Consider the following 23,852-nt stretch of genomic DNA (forward strand, 5'->3'; position numbering starts at 1 on the left):
TTTCAGGAAAATATATTGAAAATTTTTTCCACCCAAGTCCTTGTCACAAGCAAAAGTGTGAATCTTCGTAGATAGGTTCATGAGTCATGTTTAGATAGCATAGGATGTTGTGACGTTCCAGGGTTCCAAAAATTTTCAATATATTTTCCCTTATAGGCAAGTTACTGTATAAAGAAAGCTTAGTGTTAATAAATCTATATAGATTTCTGGTGTATAAACTTGCTTTATGTGAGCCTATTTCAGGAAACTATTGAAAATCTTTTCCACCCAAGTCCTTGTCACAAGCGAAAGTGTGAATCTTCGTATATAGGTTCATGTGTCATGTTGGAGTAGCATAAGATGTTGTGACGTTCCAGGGTTCCAAAAATTTTCAATATATTTCCCCTTATAGGTAAGTTAGTGTATGGGGAAGTTTTGGCATGATAAATCTATAGGGGAATTTGTTTAAAAATTTTATTTTGTTATAATGTATATTAAAGGGGGATGAGCCCGTGTTTAAAGATGGGAATAATATAGACATAACTAGGAACATAAGGCTTATAGAATGGCTTAAAAGTGAATTGTTAACTACTATGGCCTCACTGTTTGAGATTCTTCTTAAAGTAGAAAAAGCGTCCCAAGAAACATTAGTGGATATTTTGGCTAATATAATATTAGTTACTTATGTCCTAGGGAAAAGACTTGGTATAAATTTTTCTAGAGTTGATATGAAAATAGAGGATAAATTACGTTTAGGAATTTTAGAAAAGCATAAAATAGAAGAATGGAATGGAGATTTGTCTGCACTGAAGCAACATTTGAGCAGAAAAGGAAGTTAGGAGTGATATTAGTTGAATACGGAAAATAAAACTAGAGGTATGATAGAAGCAGCAATGATGGTGACCTTAACCTCAGTTTTTGCAGTGATGGGCACGTACATACCATTACTAACATTTATACTGTTGTTGATACCTGTACCATTTATTATCCTTGCTAAGAGAAGGGGCCTTAGCTTTACCATATTAGGTTTAGTTGTGGCATCATTAATAATCAGTATGATAACAGGACCTGCGTCTGCCTTTTTTACAATGTTAACTCCAGGAGTAATAGCAATTGTGGTGGGGTATATGTTAAGTAAAAATTATTCTCCAGGTAAGATTTTAATAGGTGGAAGTATAGGTGCAATAGTAGCTACCACAGTGCTTATTCAAATAACCACTAGCATAATGGGAACTACTATAACAGATATGATAACAGACATGATGAAACAATCTGTTGATATGCAACTTAGTATATATAAGAATTTAAAATATGATGGAACTCAAATTAAAGAAATGAGTAGCCAGTGGGAACAGATGTCTAAGATGAGTATGATGATGATACCTAGTATGGTTATTATAATGTCTACTTTATTTTCATATATAAATTACTTAGTGGCAATTAAAATATTAAAGAGAGTAAGTAAAGAGGAAGTGTCAGAATTACCTCCTCTTAGATATGTAACACTACCTAAAAACATTGTTATGGGAAGTTTCTTGATTTTGGCCTTGACCTATATAAGCGGATATTTTAATGTAGTAAATTATAGTACATTAGTTGTAAATGTCCTAATAATATTTCAAGTAGTTTTTTCTATACAAGGACTAGCCCTAGTAAGTTTCTTTATGCATAGATTTAAATTAAGTAAACCAGTGAGAATAATAATATACATATTTGTGTTATTTAATGGATCCTTTATAGCTATATTATCCACACTAGGTTTTGTAGATGCAATTATGAATGTGAGAAGGCTTAAAAGAAGTTAGGAGTGTCTAGTATTATGAGAAAAAACTTGTTAATGAAGATTTTGACTCCAGATACAAAACTTCACTTATGGATCATATCTTTCCTTGTAATAGTAATAGCCTATTATAATCGTGTGATAGGAGTAGTTGGTTTATTATTAGTGGCATATTTAATATACCATAATATAAAAATTCAATATGATAGAAAAGAATTATGGACAAAGTATGTGGAAGATTTATCTTCTGATATGGACTCTGTAACTAGACATGCCATACTAAATTCTCCTACTCCCCTTACAGTAGTGGAATTTGATGGAGAAATAATATGGTATAATAAGAATTTTTCAAATATGTTTCAATGTAATGATTTATTAGAAAAGAATATTGAAAATATAATACCAGATTTTAAATTAGATTGTATATTGAGAGATAAAGAAAAATATAATAAGGTAATAATTGAAGATAGATGCTATAATCTATTATATAATATTGTAAAAACTGATAAAAAACACGATAGAAGATATATTATAATGCTCTATTGGGTAGATATTACAGATTATAACAATCTATTAGAAGTTTATTATAATGAAAAGCCTAGTGTATTAATCATAGAAGTAGATAACTATGATGATGTACTTAAAAATGTAAGCGAAGAAAATAAACCGCTCATGATAGCAGAAATAGATAGAAGAATAAACCTTTGGTGTTCAAAGATGAATGGAATTGTTCAGAAGTACCAAAAGGATAAATATATAGTCTTTATTGAAAGGCAAAATGTGGATACACTAGAGGCCAGAAAGTTTACCATACTAGATGAAATAAGAGAAATAGAGGCAGGAAATACAATACCTGTAACTTTAAGCATAGGAGTGGGCCTTAGGGGAAAGACTTTTACTGAAACTAGAGAATATGCCAGGGCTGCCCTTGACTTAGCCTTAGGTCGTGGTGGTGATCAGGCCGTTGTAAAAAGAGACGACTTAATAGAATTTTATGGTGGTAAAACTAAGGCTGTGGAAAAGAGAAATAAGGTAAAGGCCCGTGTAATAGCCCATGCCTTAAGACAGCTTATAGATGAAGCAAAGGAAGTAATTATCATGGGGCATAAGTTTCCAGATATGGATAGTTTAGGAGCTGCCATAGGTGTATATAGGGCTGCTAAGAACAGAGGAAAAGATGCTTATATAGTATTTAATAAAAGTAATGCAGGTATTAAAATATTACATGATGAGTTAGTAAATAGTAATAATTATGATTTTATTACAAACGACCAATTTCTAGATATAGTATCTAAGGATACATTAATTGTGGTGGTAGATACCCATAGACCAAGTTTCACCCAATGTCCAGAGGCATTACTTAAATCTAATAAAATAGTTTTGATAGATCATCACAGAAGGGGAGCTGAGTTTATAGACAATACGGTTTTAAAGTATTTAGAACCCTATGCTTCATCCACATGTGAATTGGTAACTGAAATTCTTCAATATATGAATGATAAAATAAATATAGGTAAATTAGATGCAGAAAGTTTGCTTGCAGGAATAACTGTTGATACGAAGAATTTCACATTTAAAACGGGAGTACGAACCTTTGAAGCGGCTTCTTATTTAAGACGTGCAGGGGCAGATACTACAAATGTAAAGCAATTTTTCCAAGATGATTTAAATACTTTTGTGGCAAGGGCTGAGGTAGTAAAGAATGCAAGGGATATAGGAAGACAAATTGCATTATCCATTTGCCCAAGGGGTATACAAAATCCAGCATTGGTAGCTGCACAAGCTGCTGATGAACTCTTAAATATAAAGGGCATAATAGCATCCTTTGTATTAGGCTATAGAGGGGATGATGAAATAATAATAAGTGGAAGGTCCCTTGGAGATATAAATGTGCAGGTAATACTAGAAAAACTAGGGGGTGGAGGTCACCTTACAGTTGCAGGGGCACAGCTTTCACAGGTGAATTTAGAAGGAGCAATAGAAAAGCTCGAAGAATCTATAGATGAATATTTTAAGGAAGGTGAAGATCAATGAAAGTAATTTTATTAAAGGATATAAAGGGAACAGGTAAAAAGGGTCAAGTAATAAATGCTAGTGATGGTCATGCGAGAAACTATTTAATTCCAAGGGGGTTGGCCAAGGAAGCTACTAGTGGAAATATGAAGATATTAGAAAAACAAAATGCTGCTGAAGATAGAAAGAGAGAAGAAGAATTTCAAGAAGCTAAGGAATTGGCAGCTAAAATAGAGGAACTAAAAATTGTTTTAAAATCTAAGGCTGGAAATGGTGGAAAACTATTTGGTTCTATAACTGCAAAGGATATTGCCACAGAGTTAAATAAAAACCACGGAATTAAAGTTGATAAGAGAAAGATAAAGCTAGATGATCCTATTAGAACACTTGGTGTAACTATTGTTGAAGTAAAGTTACATCCTAAGGTAGTAGGAAAGCTTAGTGTGCAGGTTTTAGAAGCTTAATAGATTAGGCATATTCAAAAAATAAATTAGTCATTTCACTGGTTATTTGAATTATTTTCTTTGTTATGGAATCGCTTACATATGTTTAATATGCTCGCTCACCATGCCTTGAAAATAATCCAAATTTCTCAGAGAACTGGCTAGTTTATTTCTTTCATATGTCCTATAGAAAAAGTTTAATTGAATGGGGATGGTTTAGGAAATGTGTTTTCCAAAACCGTCCCTATTATAGAAAGGGGAAGTAAATGGAAAGCTTAGGAAGAATACCACCACATAATATGGATGCAGAACAGTCTGTATTAGGTTCTATGATACTAGATAAGGAAGCCATAATTACAGTAGCAGAAATTTTGAGATGGGACGATTTTTATAGGGAGTCTCATGGTCAAATCTATGGAGCTATACTAGAACTTTATAAAAAGGATGAACCAGTAGATCTAGTTACCCTATCAGAGGCTCTTATTCAAAGGAATATGTTAGATGCAATTGGTGGAATAACCTATTTAACTAGTCTTTCTGATGCGGTACCTACTACTACTAATGTGAAATATTATGCACAAATAGTAGAAGAAAAATCTATTTTGAGAAGACTTATAAAAGCTTCTTCTGAAATCCTAGATAAGGGATATAGTGCAGATGAAGATGTTATGCAAATTTTAGATGGGGCAGAAAAAAGCATATTTGACATATCTCAAAAGAGAAATCAAGATGGATTTAGTGTTATAAAGGATATATTATTAGATACTTTCAACCAGATAGAAGAATTGTATGAAAACAAAGGTGGAATTACAGGTCTTACTTCTGGATTTACAGATATAGATAGAAAGACTTCTGGCCTTCAAAAATCTGATTTAATACTAATTGCAGCGAGACCAAGTATGGGGAAAACGGCATTTTCACTAAATGTGGCACAAAATGCTGCCATAAAAGGTGGAGCTTCTGTTGCTGTATTCAGTCTAGAGATGGCAAAGGACCAATTGGTTCAGCGTATGCTTAGTGCTGAATCATTAATAGAGATACAAAAGATAAGAACTGGTGATTTAACAGAAGATGAATGGCCAAGATTAGCTCGTGCCATGGGACCCCTATCTGAGGCCAAGGTCTTTATAGATGATACTCCAGGAATCAGTGTAATGGAGATGAAAGCTAAGTGTAGAAGACTTAAGATGGAGCAGGGGTTAGACTTAGTACTAATAGATTATCTTCAACTTATGACTGGTGAAGGGGAAAGTAGACAACAGGAAATTTCTAATATATCTAGGGCATTAAAGGGATTAGCAAGGGAAATGGACTGTCCTGTTATAGCCTTGTCCCAGTTATCTCGTGCACCTGAATTAAGAGCAGATCATAGACCTATACTTTCGGATTTAAGAGAATCTGGAGCCATAGAACAGGATGCGGATATAGTAATGTTTTTATATAGGGATGAATATTATCATGCAGATTCGGAGAAAAAAAATATAGGTGAAGTTATCATAGCAAAACAACGTAATGGTTCTACAGGAACGGTAGAGTTAGCTTGGTTGGGTCAGTTCACAAAGTTTGCTGATTTAGACAGATATCATGAATAAATGGGGGAGGAATGACAATGATTTTTTCTAATTTAAATGAGTTAGAGGTTTTAAAAATAGCAAAGGGAATTGAAGAAACAGGATACAATTTTTATAAAAGTGCAGCAGAAAAATTTAAGGATTTAGAAGTTAAAGAAATGCTTGAACAGTTAGCAGATGAGGAAATGGAGCATATGATAACTTTCCAAAGAATATATGAGAGAGTTAAAGAGAAGTCTTTAAACGAGGATGTTAATTCTTTTGATGAAGAAACAACGGCTTATCTAAAGGCCATTAGTGAGACTTCCGTATTTAACGTAAATAATGTTACAGGAGGAGCTATTTCCTTAGTAAGAACTCCTGCAGATGTGATAAGAATGGGAATGCAGGCAGAGAAGGATTCCATATTATTTTATGAAACGGTTTTAAAGCATACTAAAGAGGAATTAACTCAAAAGACCTTAAGAAGACTTATAAAAGAAGAGATTAAGCATCTTCATGAATTTAGAAATTTATTAGAAGAAGTAAAGTAGAAAAAGCCCATATTTATGGGCTTTTTTTCATTTTAAAGAACGTTTCACGTGAAACATTAAATATGGATTTGTTATTTATAAACTTACTTTAGGTGTGCCTACTTCAGGAAAAGAGATTGAAAATTTTTCCCACCCCAGTCCTTGTTACAAGCGAAAGTGTGAATCTTCGTAGATAGGTTCATGAGTCATGTTGGAGTAGCATAGGATGTTGTGACGTTCCAGGGTTCCAAAAATTTTCAATAGTTTCCCTTATAGGCAAGTTACTGTATAAAGAAATTTTAAAACCATGAAATCTGTAGAAGGGATTTTTGGGAGAAAATAAGAATATAAAAGATAAAAGGGTGTATTTTTTTATTTAAAAGGGCATACAATCAGAATAGGAGTGGTATCAAGGGGGGACAATATGGATAAGATAGTTTACATAAGGAGTATGACGAGGGAAGATGTAAGTGCAATGGTTAAGTGGACAAAGCATGAAAACCCTCTTTTTTTTCACTACAATTTTCCTCAGATGAGTGAAAGGGATTGTGATAGATGGTTTTATGAAAGAACGAAGAGAATGGGAAGAAGAAATTTTATTATAGAAAATAAAGAAAGGGAAATAGTAGGGTATATGTCCATAAGAAACATTAAATTATTTGGGAGAAGTAGTGAATTGGGCATAGTTATGAATCCTGCTCAAATGAATAAGAAATATGGAAGAAGTGCCATATTAAAGTTTATGGAGTATTATTTTTATAATATGAATATGAAAAAATTAAAACTCCGGGTAGCTGAATATAATGAAAGGGCTTTAAAATGTTATGAAAGCTGTGGATTTAAAAACCTTGGGCAAAGGTATGAACTATTTGAAGATCAAGACTCGGAAGTATTTACTAATGATAAGTATAAAGAGTATAAAAAATATTTCAGGTATAAAAGGGATCGTAAGTTGTTAAAATACATTCATATGGAAATAACTAAGGAAAAATATGAGGAAATAAAAATATCTCAAGAAAATATGGTATTAGAATGAGATTAAAGTCTTTGATTTATACAAAAAAATGGTATAATTAAATGTAAAATCATATACATTAAAGGAGGAAATACTATGGCAAAGGTAACTAAAGATATGAGGGTTGCTCAAGTTTTACAAATGGATAGAGAAACTGCGCCAATTTTCATGAAGTTTGGTCTTCACTGCTTAGGATGCCCAGGGGCTACAATGGAGAGCATCAGTGATGCTGCTAATGTTCACGGAATAAGTGCAGATGAATTAGTAGAGCAATTAAATAAGCACTTTGAAGCTAAAGGTGAATAATAAAAGGGATGCTTAAGCATCTCTTTTTTACTTACGAATAAAAATGTGGAATTTCACAAAATATATTTGACTATACACATACAATTTGATAACATGTTATGTGTATGTTCGTATTAAAAAAACTACAAAGGTAGGTGGAGTACATGTCAACAGTAGTAATTGTTGGTGCTCAATGGGGAGACGAAGGAAAAGGAAAAATTATAGATTATTTAGCAGGAGAATCTGATGTGGTAGTTAGAGCTCAGGGTGGAAACAATGCAGGTCATACTGTAGTTGTTGGAGACCAAAAATATGCTCTTCGTTTAATACCATCAGGAATTTTATATAAAGATTGTATAAACATAATAGGTAATGGAGTTGTATTTGATCCAGAAGGTTTCTTAAAGGAAGTAGCAACTTTAGAAGGTCAAGGGGTAAGTGCAGATAACATTAAGATCAGTGATAGGGCTCATGTAATATTCCCTTATCATAAGAAACTTGATGAATTAGCTGAAAACAAAAGGGGTAAAAGCAAGATTGGAACTACTAAGAATGGAATCGGACCATGTTACATGGATAAGGTTGAGAGAAGTGGTTTAAGAATCTGCGACATGATGGATACCCATACTTTTGAAGATAAATTAAGAGCTCAAATTGAAAAGAAAAATGAGATAATAGAGAAAATCTATGATGAAGAAAAGCTAGATGCGGATAAAATAGTAGGAGATTATTTAGCATATGCAGAGAAGATAAGAAAGTACGTAGATGATACTACTGTAACTGTATATGATGCAGTTAAAGCAGATAAAAAAGTATTATTTGAAGGTGCTCAAGGGACTCTATTAGATATAGATCTAGGAACGTACCCATACGTAACTAGTTCTCACCCTACTTCAGGAGGATTCCCAATAGGAGCTGGAATTGGACCTAATATGATTGAAGAAGTATTAGGAATTGTAAAGGCTTATACTACAAGGGTAGGAAAGGGACCTTGTGTAACAGAAGAGGACAATGAAACGGGAGAAAAGATCAGAGTAGCAGGAAATGAATTTGGAACTGTTACAGGTAGACCTAGAAGATGTGGTTGGTTCGATGCTGTTATGGTTAAATATGCAGCTAGAGTTAACGGTCTTACTGCCATTTCTATCATGTTATTAGATGTTTTAACTGGATTTGATAAGGTTAAAATATGTACAGGATATAAAATGGGAGATAAGGTTATTAAACATTTCCCAGCAAGTTTAGATGTACTTGGAAAGTGTGAACCTGTATATGAGGAGTTAGATGGTTGGCATGAAGATATTACTAAGTGTGAAACATTTGATGAATTACCAGAGGCTGCAAAGAACTATATAAGAAGAATAGAAGAAATTCTAGAAGTTCCAGTTAAGATCGTTTCTGTAGGTCCAAAGAGAAAGCAAACTATCATAAGAGAAAAAATATTTAGATAAAAATAAAGGGTACTATCAAAGTAAATTTGGTAGTACCTTATTTAAATTATTTATTGCTCTAATTTAAATATAATAATTTCACGGAAAATTTGGCATAATTAAAATAAAAATTATACAATTTCTTTTAAGAAGACTTTTCTTTAAATTCCCTTGGAGTCATGTTGGTTATTTTTTTAAATATGCGAAAAAAATAGTGGGGATCAGTATAACCTATAAAAGAAGCTATCTGATTCATTTTTAAATCTTTATTTTCTTTCATAATAATCTTAGCATAATCTATTCTCAATTTATGCATATATTGATTAAAGGTCATATTTGTAGATTTTTTAATCAGTTGACCTATATAGATAGGATTCAAATGCAAATCCTTTCCCATAGAGTTCAGAGTTAAAGATCTAGTAAAATTATTATTAATATATTTTAATACAAGAGCATTTGTATTTTCATTATTAGCTTTATCTTTTATAAGGGTGATTATTTTTGAAATTAATTCTTCTAAAGTAAGAAAAATTTCTTCTAGATTATTAAATTGAAGTAAATAATTATCCCAATGAAAATTATAATCTCTTAAATCCACATTTAAATCATGTGATGAAATTATGGAAACTATAATAGCTGTAACTGTATTGAATGTGGATTTAAGATAAATGAAATTAGAGGGATCTCTTAGTAACTCCTTGGCTATTTTACAAGAATCATTAAGGACACCCAATTCAATGGCAGTTTGTAAATTTCCGTTTGTATAAACTCTAGTTTCAACAAGTGATTTTTCATTTATAAACCTTTTGTATAAATCTTTAATACTTTCTTCATACATAGATTTGAAACAATTTGAATTGGAATATATATGGGATTGGCCCATATACATTTTAGAGGAATCATTGGTATGAGAAAAAATATTAGATATATGGTCTTGAATTTTACTGATGGTAATTTCGTCTATAAAGTTCTTATTTAAAATAACAAAAAATAAATGATTATGAAAAGATACCACAAATTTCATTGAATTAATGCCATGGAGTAGAATAACATCTTTCACCTGCTTTAAATAAAATTTATAATTTAAGTAATCTGTAATGTGAGTAGGGTTAAAGGATAAAATGACAAATTTATTGTATAAAAATTTGAAGTTTCTAGATTCAAGGGATTTTATAAGGGAATCATTATTTAATTTGTTTTGAAAAAGGCATGAAAAAGTATCTTCAATGAAGTTGTTTTCTTCATGTATTTTTTTTTCGTAATAATTTTCTATATTCTCTTTGGCCTTACACAATGCATTAATCAGTTCAGTCGTATTAATAGGTTTTAAAATATAATTAACTACTTTATTTAAAAGGGCTTTTTTTGTATAAACAAAATCATCATAACCGCTTATGATAATGTATTCCATATAGGCATATTGGGTTTTAGAATTTTGTATTAAGTAAAAGCCGTCTTCAAGAGGCATTTTTATATCAGTTATAACTATATGAGGAGTTAGATCATGAATTAGATTTAAGGCATCTTTACCATTAGAACTTTCACCAACAACTTTAAGATTTAAACTTTCCCAATCCACTCGCTTGATTAAAGCTTTTCTAATGAGTTTATTGTCATCTACTATTAAAACTTTATACATAGCCCATCCTCCTTTGTATATTTATATTGGAAAAGTCAATTTAATAGAAGTTCCATTATATAAACTACTTTTTATATAAAGACTTTGATTTATTTTATATAAGAGACATAGTCTAGAGTTTACATTTCTAAGGCCTATATGTTCATTTCTATTTACAAATGAATGGAAATTATCCATATCATCATGGAGTGATTTGTTTAATGTATCTATCTTATTTTGGTCCATTCCAACACCATTATCTTTAATCAATATAACTATATTATTATTATCTTCATATGCCTCTATAGTAATTGTATTTTGCATATGACCTAAATCATTGAAACCATATTTGATAGAATTTTCAACTAAAGGCTGTAGCGTTAATTTAGGTATTTTATAGTTACGCATTTTCTCATTTAGGGTAATAATTACATTTAGCTCTTCATCAAAACGGATTTTTTGCAAAAATAAATAATCTCTAATATAATCAAATTCCTTTTCTATGGTTACTATATCCGATTGCTTTAGATTGTATCTAAAGAGATTTCCTAGCTTTTGAATCATTAAACTAGTATTAGGAGAATCTTCTAAGATGGCATAACTATTAATTAATTCTAAGGTGTTAAAAAGAAAATGAGGATTGATCTTTTGTTGTAGAGCATTTAATTGGGATTCAATTCTCAGTAAATTAATTTTATGATTTTTTTCAATAAGATTTTGTATTTCATTCATTAATTTTTCATATGACTGTTCTAACTCTCTAATTTCTATTAAATTAGAATTAGATTGATTGTAGGAATCTAATTTTTGAGTATCAGCCTTTTTTATAGATGAAATTAAATCTTTTATGGGTTTAACTATAGTATTTGCGTTTCTAAAAGCTATGGATATGTTAATGAGTATTAAAAGAATGATGGCAAAGAAAAGTATTTGACCAAATAATTCTATTTCCTTTAATTCATCATCTATGGACATTAGGGATATAACCTGCCAATTGGTATATGTAGAGGTATTAACACTTATCAAGTATTTTTTTTTATGAACATTAATATAGTTATTAAAATTATGAGAATCAACTTTTAGTAAAAAATTTTCTAAGTTTCCATTGGACAAGGAAGAATATACTTTATTATTAAATTTGTCTAGAACTAAAACTTTAGTAGAAGGATTAATTTCCTTATTAAAAAAGGATTTAAATTGGTAATAGTCGAAATTAAATTTAGTAAAACCTATTAATTTACTTTCTGTAAAGTTATAAAGGCCTACAATATATGTTAAAGTAGGTGTATGTTCAAATTCATAAAAATAGATGTGATTAGTGAGGCTTTTGTTAACAAAGTCCTCATACCAAAATTCATTAATAGTGGGAGTACTTTTCATTTTAGTATCAGTTATGATTCTTTTATTTAAGTCAAACAATTCTAATTGATAAAATTCATTAGGTGAAAATATATAACTTAATTTACTTATTTGTTCTGTATCCAAATTGGATTTCTTATTATATCCTAATCTGTTCTCAGATACTAAGAAACGTCTAAGTTCTTGATTTGAATTTAAAATGTCATATGAATTAATGGCTATTTGAAAATAATTGTCAATTTCCTTGTTTATGCGTAAGGCGTTTTCATCTAGATATTGAGTATTTTTATTTATGGATATATAGTAAATTAAAGAATAAGAACAAAGATATACAAAAATTATAGGAAGTGTGGATAATATAAGTTGACTTTTTATGATCTGGCTGTATATGGAATGTTTCTTTTTATAAAACTTATTAAATAAATTATTCAATTAATAAAACTCCCCCTTAAAAGATTAAAGTAAAATATTTACAATTACAGGATTATTTTAGCATTATAATACAATGTAGGCAATAGATTATATTATAAGAATTGTTAGATGAAAATCTATTATAGATTTTCCCTTATAGGCAAGTTAATATATAAAATAATTTTAAAACCACGAAATCTATAGGAAGAAATAAGGAGCGAAGCTGTTTTTATGGATAGAAAAGTCATAAAATTAGGAATAATATTTATTATAATTTTATTAATAATAACTGTCCCTAGAGGGACAGGTAGTTCAAGTGAAAATACTATAAAAATAAAAGCTTTTACCTTTGGAGCTGAAAATACTAGGATAGATAATTTAGTAAAGGCCAGTGAACAATTAAATAAAAAATTTAAAGCTAAAGGACAAGATAAAAGGATCTTTGTAGAATCAGAAAATCACATAGGTTCATGGGAAAAATATAAAAAAGAGTTTATAGATCGCTATAATAAAGACCAAGAACCGGATATATATATAACAGGCCATGAAAATATAGCATGGCTAGCTAAGGATGGATATATATATAATTTAAATGAGCTAAAAGAAGCTAGTGAATATAAGGATGTATTCACCACTCTGTGGAAATCAGTAAAATGGCAAGACAATATTTGGGCAGCCATTCAAGATGTAGATGTGGAGCTTATATTTTATAATAAAGATAAACTAAGAAAACTAGGATGGTCTAATGAAGAGATTCATGACTTACCAGAAAGGGTCCTTCGTGGAGAATTTATATTAGAAGATATGACTAATTTAGCTAAAAGAGCTATAAATGAAAAAATATGTACATGGGGTATTTTACACAGGCCCACTAATGGACAATTCTTTTACATGATGGCTAAAAATTTTGACTCATATTCAATAGAGGATAAGCAGGTTATTTTTAATGAAAATAATCTTAAAAAAAGTTTAGAATATTTTTATGATAATGCTCAAAATAAAAAAATAACTCCCATGGATAATAGTTATAAAAGTTGGAATGAAATATATGATATGGTTTTAAATGATGAAGTGTTATTTTGGTATGGCGGGTCCTATGGCATGTTTGATTTAATAAATGATGGAGGTGCTTCTTACGATGAGATCATGGACAAATTCGGAGTTATGTTAATCCCATCTACAAAAAAAGGAGAAAAACCCATAACTATTTCTCATCCTATTGTATATACCATATCTAATAAAAGCAAATATAAAAATGAGATTATACAATTGTTAAAGGAAGTTTCAAAACCTAAATATCAAGTTAATCACGATATAAAAACATATCATTTGCCCATTAATAAAAGGAGTGCAAAGGATAAATCTATAAAAAATAATGAATTTTTAAATTCTATATTATATATGCTTGATTATACCACTTTCCTTCCTAACAATAATAAATATTATGATTATTCCCATATATATTTTAAATGTGTACAAAAGGTGGAACAGGGAGAGTATACTCCTAAAGAAGCTTTAAAACACATAAAAATAGAACTAAATAAACAGTGAAGCTAAGGTAAGAACTTAGCTTTATTTTTTTACACAAAATTACTTTAATTTATCCATTAAAAAAAATCAATGGATGCTTTAGTATATATATTAGGAAATCGATTTCTTGATTTCATTAAAAGAGGAGGGGAAAATATGATTGCTTTTGCTACAGATTATAAGGGAGAAGAACCTAATATATCACATTTAGAAGATGTATTAAAAAATATTTCCAATGCAGGATTTAATTTTATACATTGGGTTCATGAATGGCAAGGTAACTATATTTATTCAAAAGAGGAAATGCTTCAAATAAAAGACTTAATAGATAAGTATAACTTAAAAGTGAAGGGAATTCATGGTTCAGAAGGAGGTGTAAGACTTGATATAGAGGGCAGATATAAACATCGAAATGAACATGATAATAGAAAGGATTATACATCTGTTAATGAGTACAATAGGAAAGCTGGAGTAGAACTTATTAAAAATAGAGTAGATTTAGCATCTATTATAGGAGCTAAAGAAGTGGTAATACACATGCAATTACCCTGGAAATCTATGGAGGAATCCCAGGAATTTAAAGATATCTACTATAGTCAAGTGTTTAAATCTTTAGATGAGTTGAAGGACTATTGCATAAATATGGGAGTGAAAATAGGAATAGAAAATTTAATAGGAACCCCTAACAAGTGGCAGATAGAACAATTTGATATGTTATTTAGTAGATATGATAAGGAGTTTTTAGGTTTTTGTTTTGATTCAGGCCATGGCCTTATTATGAATGGAGAAGACCCATTCCAACTAGTGAGAAGATATTTAGATAGATTAATAGGTCTTCATTTAAATGATAATAGGGGCGCTACAAAGGAAGAATTAGAAAATGACTTATCCACAGTAAAAAATGACCTTCATATGATTCCCTTTGAAGGAGATATTAATTGGCATGAACTTATTAAAATAATAAAAGATTCACCCTATAAATTACCCCTTACAATGGAATTATCCCTTAGAGAGAAGGATGAAAAAGCTTTTTTAGATAGGGCTTATAAGGCAGGGATGAGACTATTAGATATATATGAGAAGGCATAAAGGAAAAATATAAAAGGAGTGTATCTAATGAATATAATTAGAAAGCTAAACTTTGATAAGAAAACCTTATTGCACTTTATGGTAGTAGCAGTTGGAAGTCAGCTAATGTATGCTATAAATTCTATTAGGAGTGTGTTGTACGAACCATTTAAAGAAGCATTGGGAGTAAATAATGCTCAACTTGGATTTTTACTTAGTCTAATAGGTATTGTATCTACTATTATGTATGTTCCTGGTGGATGGTTTCAAGATAGATTTTCAAATAGAAAGCTATTATCTATCAATTTATTTATAACAGGAATTTGTGGATTTTATCTTGCAATAGCTCCTTCATACAATGGAGCACTCATGGTGTTTGCCTTATTTGGATTGACTCAAGAAGCCTTTTACTGGGCAGCTGTGTTAAAGAGTATTAGAACTATAGCACCTGATGACAAACAGGGAACAGCCTTTGGTGCATTAGAACTAGTTCGTGGTGGTACTGAATTTGCAACTAATGGTCTGGCCATACTGATTTTTTCAGTAGTGGGTCAAAGTGTACTAGGGGTAAAAGTGGCATTAGGTGTTGATTCAGCATTAATAATTATAATGGCCATAATAACTTGGGTTATATTACCAGAAGAGATATATATAAAGGCAGAAACGGCAAAAGAAAAAAATAAACTAGCATTAAAAGGATTGATCAAAGTTTTATCAATGCCAGAAGTTTGGTTTGTAGGAATTACAGCCGGTGGGATTTATACTATATATATAGGATTAACATATTTTTTACCATTTTTACAAAATGTATATCATATACCCGTGGGCATGGTTGCCATATTCGGTCTTGTTAACACATCTGTAACAAGGATGATATCCAGTCCATTAGCAGGTCTTATTGGGGATAATAAGTTTAAATCATCTACTCATTTTATGAGATTAGCTCTAGGTGTTACAATTATATTTTTAGGAATGATAATAATTGTACCAAAAAAAGAGGCATTCATGATACCAGCATTAATTATACTTATGGGTATAACCATATTATGCTATATGTTAAGGGGTGTATATTATGCTCCCATAGGAGAATTAAATATGCCAAAGGCAGTGAGTGGTTCAGCCATGTCTGTGGCAGCATTTTTAGGATATTCACCTATGTTTTGGGCCTATGCTACTTATGGTTCTATGATAGATAAATATGATCCTTCCATAGCTTACAATAGGATATATATGATCCAATTATGTTTTGCGGTTACAGGATTTATAATTAGTCACCTATTATGTAAGAGAATTGAAAAAAAGCAAGCAGAGAATAAAACTGCATAAATTTAATAAAAAAAGCACTGATATCAGTGCTTTTTTATAGTTTATAAATCTTTAATCTTTCTATATAAGGTCCTTATAGATTTCTGGTGTATAAACTTGCTTTATGCGGGCCTATTTCAGGAAAATATATTGAAAATCTTTTCCACCCCAGTCCTTGTCACAAGCGAAAGTGTGAATCTTCGTATATAGGTTCATGTGTCATGTTGAAGTAGCATAGGATGTTGTGACGTTCCAGGGTTCCAAAGATTTTCAATATATTTTCCCTTATAGGCAAGTTACTGTATAAAACAAATTTAAAACCAATAAATCTATAATCCTATGTGTAGCTCTTTGAAGGCAGCAGTTTTCTTTAAATCTATAACCTATACAATGTTTCATTGAACCAGGAGTATTGACTAATATTTTGCCTTTAGATAAAACTTCTTCAATAAAGGAAGCATGAACTGTTTCGCCTTTATGCTTTAGATAAGAGTCTGTACATGTGATTAATTTACTATTTACATCAAAAATGGTTATGGAATTGACAGAATATAATGACCAATTGGCAAATGGAAAACAATATGGAAAAAATATAAGTAATAAATAAAATATTATAATAGCATATTTAAAGACTTAGCCACATAAAAATAGTAGACAAGATAAACACAGAAAGTAATTGGCACAAAAAATGCTTAATATAAATGGCAAGGGAAGAAAAGTTAAATCTTTATAAAATAGAAAAATTCATTTTTATGAACAGGGGGCAAAGGCTATGGAAAAGAAAATGGATAAGTTATCTTTAGAGGGAAAAGTTGCTGTCATATCTGGAGCTACATCTGGAATAGGTCTAGGAACAGTAAAGCTATTATCAGAACATGGAGCAAAAATAGCTATGATTGATGTGAATGAAAAGGGGAAAGAAGAAGCAGAAAAAATTAATAGTGGTGGTGGATGTGCAGAATTTTTTAAATGTGATGTAACAAGCCAGGAAAATGTAAAAAATACTGTAAATAAAATAAAAGAGAAGTTTGGAAAAATAGATATATTATTTAATAATGCAGGGGTAACTGTTAGAAAGAATGTGGTTGAATTAGAAGAACACGAATGGGACTTCGTAATTAATGTAGGTCTTAAGGGTACATATTTGTTATCTAAATTTATTATCCCTATAATGGCACAAAATGGTGGTGGAAGTATTATAAATACAGGATCTGGATGGGGTCTAAAAGGTGGAGACGATGCTGCTGCCTACTGCGCTGTTAAAGGGGGCATTGTAAATTTAACTAGAGCTATGGCAATAGACCATGGTAAGGACAAAATCAGGGTAAATAGTGTTAATCCAGGAGATACAGATACGGCCATGTTAAGGGATGAGGGAGTGCAAACGGGATTTGTGAAAGATGCAGAGAGTGAAGAAAGCTACTTAAAAGATTGTGGAACAGATAGACCATTGGCAAGGATAGGTATGCCTGAAGATATAGCTAATGCAGTGTTGTTCTTATGTAGTGATTTATCTAGTTGGGTAACGGGAAGTGCATTAGTTGTAGATGGTGGAGGAATTGCTTAGATTATAAGGTTTAGGCATATTCAAAAAAATAAATTAGTCATTTCACTGGTTATTTGAATTATTTTCTTCGTTATGGAATCGCTTACATATGTTTAATATGGTCGCTCACCATGCCTTGAAAATAATCCAAATCCCTCAGAGAACTGACTAGTTTATTTCTTTCATATGCCTTACATATAAGGAGGAGGGCTTATGGCAATGAAAGGTTTTAAAAATCATCCATATATTCCAAATTCAGATTTGGAAATTCAAAATGAAATGTTAAAGGAAATTGGACTAAATAGTTTAGAAGAGTTACATGATGAAGTACCAGAGAGTTTAAAGTTAAAAGAGAATATGAAATTACCAAAGCCATTTAAATCAGAGTATGAATTAAAGAGACATGTGGAGAGAATATTAAAGAAAAATAAAAGTTGTAATGATTATCTAAACTTTATAGGAGCTGGGTGTGCTCAACACTATGTTCCTGCCATATGTGATGAAATAAACTCTAGGGGAGAATTTTTAACTGCCTATGGTGGAGAACCATATAATGATCATGGTAGATTCCAATCATTATTTGAATATGAAAGCATGGTGGGAGAATTAGTAGATATGGATGTGGTAAACGTACCTACTATGGATGGTCCTCAGGCCAGTGCCACATCCATAAGAATGGCTAGTAGAATGAGTGGAAGAAAGGAAGTTTTAATTCCTAAAGTATTAGATAAGGAAAAATTCCTAATCATTAAAAACTATTGTTCACCAGATATAAACCTTATAGAGGTGGACTATGATAGAGAAACAGGATACATGAACCTAGAGGATTTAAAGAATAAAGTTTCAGATAATACGGCTGCTGTATACTTTGAAAATCCCACATTCTTAGGAGTAATAGAACCAAATGGAGATGAAATATCAAAGATAGCCCATGGTGTAGGTGCTATTAGTGTAGTTGGAGTAGACCCAAGTTCCTTAGGACTATTAATACCTCCATCTAAGTATGGAGCAGATATAGTTTGTGGAGATCTACAACCCTTAGGAATACATATGAATTATGGTGGTGGCCAGTCTGGATTCATGGCAACTAGGGATGAAGAAAAATATGTAATGGAATTTCCATCTAGATTATTTGGTATAGCACCTACTAATGTTGAAGGTGAATATGGATTTGGTGATGTGGCCTATGATAGAACTTCCTTTGGTCACCATAGGGAACATGGAAAAGAATATGTAGGAACTCAATCGGCCCTATGGGGTATTACAGCTGGTGTATATTTAGCCACAATGGGACCTGTGGGTATGAGAGAACTAGGAGAAGGCATACTACAAAGGAGTCAATATGCCATAGAAAAAATAAATGAAATAAAAGGTGTAAAAGGATCTTACTTTAACTCCATATCATTTAAAGAATTTGTAGTAGACTTTAATGGAACGGGTAAAACTGTAGATGAAATAAATAGGGAATTATTAAAGAAAGAAATCTTTGGTGGTAAGGATTTATCTAAAGACTTTAAAGAATTAGGTGAATGTGCCCTTTATTGTGTGACAGAAATCCATACTAAAGAAGATATAGATAGATTGGTAAATGGAATAAAAGAAATTGTTGAAGGATGCTAAGACAAAATAAGAGAGGTGAATATGAATGAAGAGAATAGATAGAAACTATAAGGTTAGGAACTTCCATCAAGCAAAATGGGATGAGCCAATAATATATGAGTTAAGTAAAAAAGGTGAAAGGGGTATTTTAGTTCCAGAAGTTTCTGATGAAATAAAAGATAGGGTGGGAGAGTGTACTTCAAAATTACCTAAGGGTATGTTAAGAAAGGAGCCAGTTAACTTACCTGAAATATCTCAATCTAGAGTACTAAGACATTACATGAGATTATCGCAGCAAACTTTAGGTGCAGATGTGAATATAGAAATAGGTCAAGGAACTTGTACGGTAAAGTATAGTCCTAAAATAAATGAACAATTTGCAAGAATGCCTCAAATAACAGAACTACATCCTCTTCAAGATGAATCTACTGTACAGGGAATGTTAGAGATTATCCATAGTACAGATGAATACATGAGAGAAATATCTGGCATGAGTAGATTCACATTTCAACCAGGAGGAGGAAGTCAAGGGATACTAGCCATGGCTTCTATCATTAGAAAGTATCATGAAGATAAGGGTAATCATAAGACAAAGGATGAAATAATAACTACCATATATTCTCATCCATCTGATGCAGCAGCACCAGCTGTTAAGGGATATAAGATAATATATATTCATCCAGATGAAAATGGATATCCAGACTTTGAGGCATTTAGGGCTGCCGTAAATGAAAGAACGGCAGGATTTATAGTGGCAAATCCAGAGGATACGGGAGTATATAATCCAAGGGTTAAAGAGTTCACGTCCTTAGTTCATGAATACGATGGCCTTTGTGGATATGATCAGGCTAATGCAAATGGATTATTAGGTGTAACGAGGGCTAAAGAAGCAGGATTTGATATGTGTTTCTTTAATCTACATAAGACCTTCTCAACACCACATGGTTGTGGTGGACCTGCATCAGGAGCCACAGGAGTAGTGGAGAAATTAGTAAAATATTTACCAGGACCTTTAGTAGAAAAGAGTGAAGGTAAATATAAGTTGAGCTATGATCTTTTAGATGAGGAATATAGTATAGGGAAGGTGAGAATGTTCTTAGGTGTGGCCCCTGTAATACTTAAAGCTTATTCATGGATAAGAAGCCTTGGAGCAGAAGGATTATATGAAGTTGCTAAGATAGCCGTACTTAATAATAACTATCTATTTAGTAAGTTAATGAATATTGATTGTGTAGATGCTCCTTATATTAGAGGAAAGCAAAGAATTGAACAGGTTAGATATACTATTGAAAAATTAACTAAGGATACGGGTGTTACTACAGGGGATATTCAACGTAGAATGATGGACTTTGGAATGCACTACTGGACTAGTCACCATCCTTATCATATTCCAGAGCCAATAACATTAGAGCCTACAGAAACTCCATCTAAGGAAGATTTAGATGAGTATATTGCCACATTAGAACACATATTTAAAGAGTGTTACGAAAATCCTGAAATAGTAAAAACTGCACCCCATAGTAGTGTGTGTCACCAAGTGGATGAATCTAGTTTAGATGATCCTAGTGAATGGGCATTATCTTGGAGAACTTATCTAAGAAAGACTTCAAATGAGTAAGGGATAGAAAAATTGAAAAAGATAGGATTAATAATAAATCCCATTGCAGGTATGGGTGGGAGAGTTGGATTAAAAGGTACTGACGGGATGGTACAAAGGGCCATAGAGCTTGGGGCCATCCCCCAGGCACCTAAAAGGGCAAAAAAAGCCCTAATAGAGTTAGTTCATATGAAAGATAGTATCCAATTAGTGACGGCTTATGGTGAAATGGGAGAAAGTGTAGGAAAGGAATTTGGATTTAATACTAAAACTGTTTATAGGAGTTCAAAGTTAAACACATCTTCTGAAGATACAATAAAAGCAGCTAGGGAAATTATGAAGGAAAATATAGATATACTAATATTTGCCGGTGGAGATGGAACGGCTAGGGACATATTCAATGGTGTTGGACTCCATTGTGTGACCATAGGTATTCCTGCAGGAGTAAAGATACATTCTCCTGTATATGCAAAGAATCCTAAAAAAGCTGGTGAATTAGTAAGGAAATATATAAATGGAAAAATAAAAGAAGTAAATGAAGTGGAAGTTTTAGATATTGATGAGGATGCTTATCGAAGGGGCATAGTGAATACCCAATTATATGGATATCTTAATATACCTTATGAAAAGAACTTCACACAAAATAGAAAGGCACCATCACCCCTTAGTGAAAGGGCAAATCAAAATCTAATAGGATTAGAAATTATAGATAATATGGAAGAAGATATATTGTACATAATAGGTCCAGGAACTACCACAAGGGCAATCATGGAGAATTTAAATCTGCCTAATTCCCTATTAGGGGTAGATTTGGTAATGAATAAAAATATAGTAAAGAATGATGTTACAGAAAAAGAAATACTAAAAGAAATAAAGGGTAGGAAGTGCAAGTTAATATTAACTCCAACGGGAGGCCAAGGATACATATTAGGAAGGGGAAACCATCAAATAAGTCCTTCTGTTATTGAGTATGTGGGGAAAAATAATATTATAGTAGTGAGCACACGGGAGAAGATAAAGTCTTTACAAGGACGTCCCTTGATGGTGGACATGGGGAATGAAGAAGTAGATAAAAGTTTAAGTGGATATATGAGAATAACTATTGGATATGGTGAATACACCATGTATCTAGTAAAATTTTAAAAGTGGTATTTAGGAGATGTAAATGTGTCATATATGCTATAGGTTATTTATATATATAAATAAAAAGGGAGGATGAATTATGGCATTATTAAAGATATCACCTATATTTGTACTGGCAGGACTTATGATAAGTGGAATGGACGTATTATTGGCAGCACCAATGGCCACTATAGTTGCTGTTTTAATTGCAATGGCCACGGAAAAGTATTCTTTTAAGAAAATATTGGATTTGGCTTTAAACAATGTGAGAGAAATCGTAATTGTATTTTTTATTCTTATGTTTGCTTATGGTTTGGCAGAGTCCTTTATGGCTACAGGTGTTGGAGCTTCCATCATTATCATGTCTTTAAAGATGGGAGTAACAGCAAAGAGTGTGGCAGTAGTTGGATTTATAGTTACATGTATATTATCAATTGCAACGGGAACTAGTTGGGGAACCTTTGCAGCCTGTGCTCCTGTATTTTTATGGTTAAACCATATAGTAGGTGGAGATATATTATTAACAGTGGCATCCATAGCTGGTGGAGCATGTTTTGGAGATAATATTGGTCTTATATCTGATACAACCGTGTTAAGTTCTGGATTACAACAAGTAGAGATTATACACAGAGTTAGACATCAAGGTCCTTGGTCTGGTTTATGTTTAATATTAACAGCCATTGTAATATTCATAACAGGAAATATTATGGGTCTTCCTTCAACAGTGGGAAATGCCACAGAAGCAATAAATCAAATTCCTCCAGAAGCATGGGCTTCATTAGCAGAACAAAGGGCATCAGCAGTAACTTTACTAGAGCAAGTTCAGGCAGGTGTACCATTTTATATGATAATACCTCTTATCATAGTTATAGGTATGGCTGTTAAAGGATTCCAAACTATGATTTGTTTAGGAGCTGGAATAGTATCATCCCTAATATTAGGAACAGTTGCTGGAACAGTGGAATCTTTAAATGGATTTTTAGAACTAATATATACAGGTTTTTCAGATGCAGGTAGTTGGTCCATAGTAATGATGATGTGGGTAGCTGCATTTGGAGGAATAATGAATAGCATGAAGGCCTTTGAACCTATATCTAAGACAATAGTATCTATGGCTAGAAATGTGAGACAGTTAATGTGCTGTAATGCACTATTATGTTTAATAGGTAATGCTGCATTAGGAGATGAAACGGCAGAAATAGTAACAATAAGTCCTATTATGAAAACCATAACTGATGAAAACGTGGAAGCTAGTGAAGAAGACATGTATAATTTAAGACTTAGAAATGCAACCTTTGCCGATGCAATGGGAGTTTATGGATCACAACTTATTCCTTGGCACTGTTTCGTATTATTCTATGTGGCCATAGCAAAAGCGGTATATCCTCTTCATAGTTTTGTTCCAACGGATATTATAAGATACAACTTTATGGCCTACATAGCAGTAGGGTCCATGTTAATATTAACCTTCACTGGTTGGGATAGATTCATACCATTATTCGGCCTACCACGTGAGCCAAAGGTTAAGTTAAGAAAGAGAACTTCTTTAGTTAAATAAGGCATATGAAAAAAATAAACTAGTCAATTTTCTGAGGGATTTGGATTATTTTCAAGGCATGGTGAGCGAGCATATTGAACATATGTAAGCGATTCCATAACGAAGAAAATA

Annotated in this window: 19 protein-coding genes; 17 read left to right on the forward strand and 2 right to left on the reverse strand. The window is 31.9% G+C overall.

From position 1 onward, the window contains the following. The first annotated feature begins 491 nt into the window (after positions 1 to 491). From N4A57_RS14340 to N4A57_RS14380, 9 genes are all read left to right on the forward strand, one after another. The gene (locus N4A57_RS14340; RefSeq protein ID WP_293658685.1) at positions 492 to 818 is read left to right on the forward strand and encodes a MazG-like family protein; all 327 of its coding nucleotides are present in this window, start codon (positions 492 to 494) and stop codon (positions 816 to 818) included. Between the two features lie 12 nt (positions 819 to 830). Next, positions 831 to 1,784 carry a YybS family protein gene (locus tag N4A57_RS14345; RefSeq protein ID WP_293658686.1) on the forward strand — a complete coding sequence of 318 codons (954 nt, stop codon included), beginning with the start codon at positions 831 to 833 and terminating at the stop codon, positions 1,782 to 1,784. A 14-nt stretch (positions 1,785 to 1,798) separates the two neighbouring features. After that, complete coding sequence (locus N4A57_RS14350; protein WP_293658687.1) at positions 1,799 to 3,793, forward strand: DHH family phosphoesterase; 1,995 nt, start codon at positions 1,799 to 1,801, stop codon at positions 3,791 to 3,793. Continuing rightward, a complete protein-coding gene (rplI, locus tag N4A57_RS14355; protein WP_293658688.1) occupies positions 3,790 to 4,236 on the forward strand; it encodes a 50S ribosomal protein L9 in 447 nt (148 codons plus the stop codon). Before N4A57_RS14350 ends, rplI begins: the two co-directional genes overlap by 4 nt. 245 nt (positions 4,237 to 4,481) lie before the next feature. Further along, positions 4,482 to 5,807 (forward strand): replicative DNA helicase, encoded by a 1,326-nt coding sequence (dnaB, locus tag N4A57_RS14360; RefSeq protein ID WP_293658689.1) that lies wholly within the window; start codon positions 4,482 to 4,484, stop codon positions 5,805 to 5,807. Between the two features lie 17 nt (positions 5,808 to 5,824). Then, positions 5,825 to 6,319: a ferritin family protein gene (locus N4A57_RS14365; RefSeq protein WP_293658690.1), complete on the forward strand. Its 495-nt coding sequence runs from the start codon at positions 5,825 to 5,827 to the stop codon at positions 6,317 to 6,319. Positions 6,320 to 6,722: 403 nt separating this feature from the next. Further along, the gene (locus N4A57_RS14370) at positions 6,723 to 7,334 is read left to right on the forward strand and encodes a GNAT family N-acetyltransferase (RefSeq protein ID WP_293658691.1); all 612 of its coding nucleotides are present in this window, start codon (positions 6,723 to 6,725) and stop codon (positions 7,332 to 7,334) included. 75 nt (positions 7,335 to 7,409) lie between these two features. Beyond that, the gene (locus N4A57_RS14375; RefSeq protein WP_293658692.1) at positions 7,410 to 7,619 is read left to right on the forward strand and encodes a DUF1858 domain-containing protein; all 210 of its coding nucleotides are present in this window, start codon (positions 7,410 to 7,412) and stop codon (positions 7,617 to 7,619) included. 143 nt (positions 7,620 to 7,762) lie between these two features. Continuing rightward, positions 7,763 to 9,049, forward strand: coding sequence for an adenylosuccinate synthase (locus N4A57_RS14380; RefSeq protein ID WP_293658693.1), 1,287 nt, complete (start codon positions 7,763 to 7,765; stop codon positions 9,047 to 9,049). Between the two features lie 124 nt (positions 9,050 to 9,173). On the opposite strand, the gene N4A57_RS14385 is transcribed toward N4A57_RS14380, so the two are convergent. Both N4A57_RS14385 and N4A57_RS14390 read right to left on the reverse strand, forming a co-directional pair. Beyond that, the gene (locus N4A57_RS14385; protein ID WP_293658694.1) at positions 9,174 to 10,667 is read right to left on the reverse strand and encodes a response regulator transcription factor; all 1,494 of its coding nucleotides are present in this window, start codon (positions 10,665 to 10,667) and stop codon (positions 9,174 to 9,176) included. Between the two features lie 21 nt (positions 10,668 to 10,688). Continuing rightward, entirely contained in the window at positions 10,689 to 12,437 is a 1,749-nt protein-coding gene (locus N4A57_RS14390; protein ID WP_293658695.1) for a sensor histidine kinase, read from the reverse strand. A gap of 210 nt (positions 12,438 to 12,647) precedes the next feature. Here N4A57_RS14390 and N4A57_RS14395 point away from each other — a divergent pair, with 210 nt between their 5' ends. The 8 genes from N4A57_RS14395 (at position 12,648) to N4A57_RS14430 (ending at position 23,741) form a co-directional block, all read left to right on the forward strand. Then, the gene (locus N4A57_RS14395; RefSeq protein ID WP_293658696.1) at positions 12,648 to 13,967 is read left to right on the forward strand and encodes an ABC transporter substrate-binding protein; all 1,320 of its coding nucleotides are present in this window, start codon (positions 12,648 to 12,650) and stop codon (positions 13,965 to 13,967) included. Between the two features lie 135 nt (positions 13,968 to 14,102). Continuing rightward, complete coding sequence (locus N4A57_RS14400) at positions 14,103 to 15,035, forward strand: sugar phosphate isomerase/epimerase family protein (RefSeq protein WP_293658697.1); 933 nt, start codon at positions 14,103 to 14,105, stop codon at positions 15,033 to 15,035. A gap of 27 nt (positions 15,036 to 15,062) precedes the next feature. Then, positions 15,063 to 16,340, forward strand: coding sequence for an MFS transporter (locus N4A57_RS14405; protein WP_293658698.1), 1,278 nt, complete (start codon positions 15,063 to 15,065; stop codon positions 16,338 to 16,340). A gap of 751 nt (positions 16,341 to 17,091) precedes the next feature. Further along, the gene (locus tag N4A57_RS14410) at positions 17,092 to 17,886 is read left to right on the forward strand and encodes an SDR family NAD(P)-dependent oxidoreductase (protein WP_293658699.1); all 795 of its coding nucleotides are present in this window, start codon (positions 17,092 to 17,094) and stop codon (positions 17,884 to 17,886) included. Between the two features lie 192 nt (positions 17,887 to 18,078). Continuing rightward, complete coding sequence (gcvPA, locus tag N4A57_RS14415; protein WP_330671528.1) at positions 18,079 to 19,485, forward strand: aminomethyl-transferring glycine dehydrogenase subunit GcvPA; 1,407 nt, start codon at positions 18,079 to 18,081, stop codon at positions 19,483 to 19,485. Between the two features lie 25 nt (positions 19,486 to 19,510). Further along, entirely contained in the window at positions 19,511 to 21,082 is a 1,572-nt protein-coding gene (gene gcvPB, locus N4A57_RS14420) for an aminomethyl-transferring glycine dehydrogenase subunit GcvPB (RefSeq protein WP_293658700.1), read from the forward strand. Between the two features lie 12 nt (positions 21,083 to 21,094). After that, positions 21,095 to 22,204, forward strand: coding sequence for an ATP-NAD kinase family protein (locus N4A57_RS14425; RefSeq protein WP_293658701.1), 1,110 nt, complete (start codon positions 21,095 to 21,097; stop codon positions 22,202 to 22,204). Positions 22,205 to 22,283: 79 nt separating this feature from the next. Next, positions 22,284 to 23,741, forward strand: a complete 1,458-nt coding sequence (locus N4A57_RS14430) for a Na+/H+ antiporter NhaC family protein (RefSeq protein ID WP_293658702.1) — start codon at positions 22,284 to 22,286, stop codon at positions 23,739 to 23,741. The last annotated feature ends 111 nt before the right edge of the window (positions 23,742 to 23,852 follow it).

This window comes from Anaeromicrobium sp., assembly GCF_025210435.1.
Classification (GTDB): Bacteria; Bacillota; Clostridia; order Peptostreptococcales; family Thermotaleaceae; genus Anaeromicrobium.

Bases quoted from the DNA above. Each gene is read 5' to 3' on its own strand.
- N4A57_RS14370 (WP_293658691.1), top strand. From the start codon at position 6,723: ATGGATAAGATAGTTTACATAAGGAGTATGACGAGGGAAGATGTAAGT.
- N4A57_RS14365 (WP_293658690.1), top strand. From the start codon at position 5,825: ATGATTTTTTCTAATTTAAATGAGTTAGAGGTTTTAAAAATAGCAAAG.
- dnaB (WP_293658689.1), top strand. From the start codon at position 4,482: ATGGAAAGCTTAGGAAGAATACCACCACATAATATGGATGCAGAACAG.
- N4A57_RS14430 (WP_293658702.1), top strand. From the start codon at position 22,284: ATGGCATTATTAAAGATATCACCTATATTTGTACTGGCAGGACTTATG.
- N4A57_RS14410 (WP_293658699.1), top strand. From the start codon at position 17,092: ATGGAAAAGAAAATGGATAAGTTATCTTTAGAGGGAAAAGTTGCTGTC.
- N4A57_RS14395 (WP_293658696.1), top strand. From the start codon at position 12,648: ATGGATAGAAAAGTCATAAAATTAGGAATAATATTTATTATAATTTTA.
- N4A57_RS14375 (WP_293658692.1), top strand. From the start codon at position 7,410: ATGGCAAAGGTAACTAAAGATATGAGGGTTGCTCAAGTTTTACAAATG.
- N4A57_RS14350 (WP_293658687.1), top strand. From the start codon at position 1,799: ATGAGAAAAAACTTGTTAATGAAGATTTTGACTCCAGATACAAAACTT.
- gcvPB (WP_293658700.1), top strand. From the start codon at position 19,511: ATGAAGAGAATAGATAGAAACTATAAGGTTAGGAACTTCCATCAAGCA.
- N4A57_RS14405 (WP_293658698.1), top strand. From the start codon at position 15,063: ATGAATATAATTAGAAAGCTAAACTTTGATAAGAAAACCTTATTGCAC.
- N4A57_RS14380 (WP_293658693.1), top strand. From the start codon at position 7,763: ATGTCAACAGTAGTAATTGTTGGTGCTCAATGGGGAGACGAAGGAAAA.
- N4A57_RS14400 (WP_293658697.1), top strand. From the start codon at position 14,103: ATGATTGCTTTTGCTACAGATTATAAGGGAGAAGAACCTAATATATCA.
- N4A57_RS14385 (WP_293658694.1), bottom strand. From the start codon at position 10,667: ATGTATAAAGTTTTAATAGTAGATGACAATAAACTCATTAGAAAAGCT.
- rplI (WP_293658688.1), top strand. From the start codon at position 3,790: ATGAAAGTAATTTTATTAAAGGATATAAAGGGAACAGGTAAAAAGGGT.
- gcvPA (WP_330671528.1), top strand. From the start codon at position 18,079: ATGGCAATGAAAGGTTTTAAAAATCATCCATATATTCCAAATTCAGAT.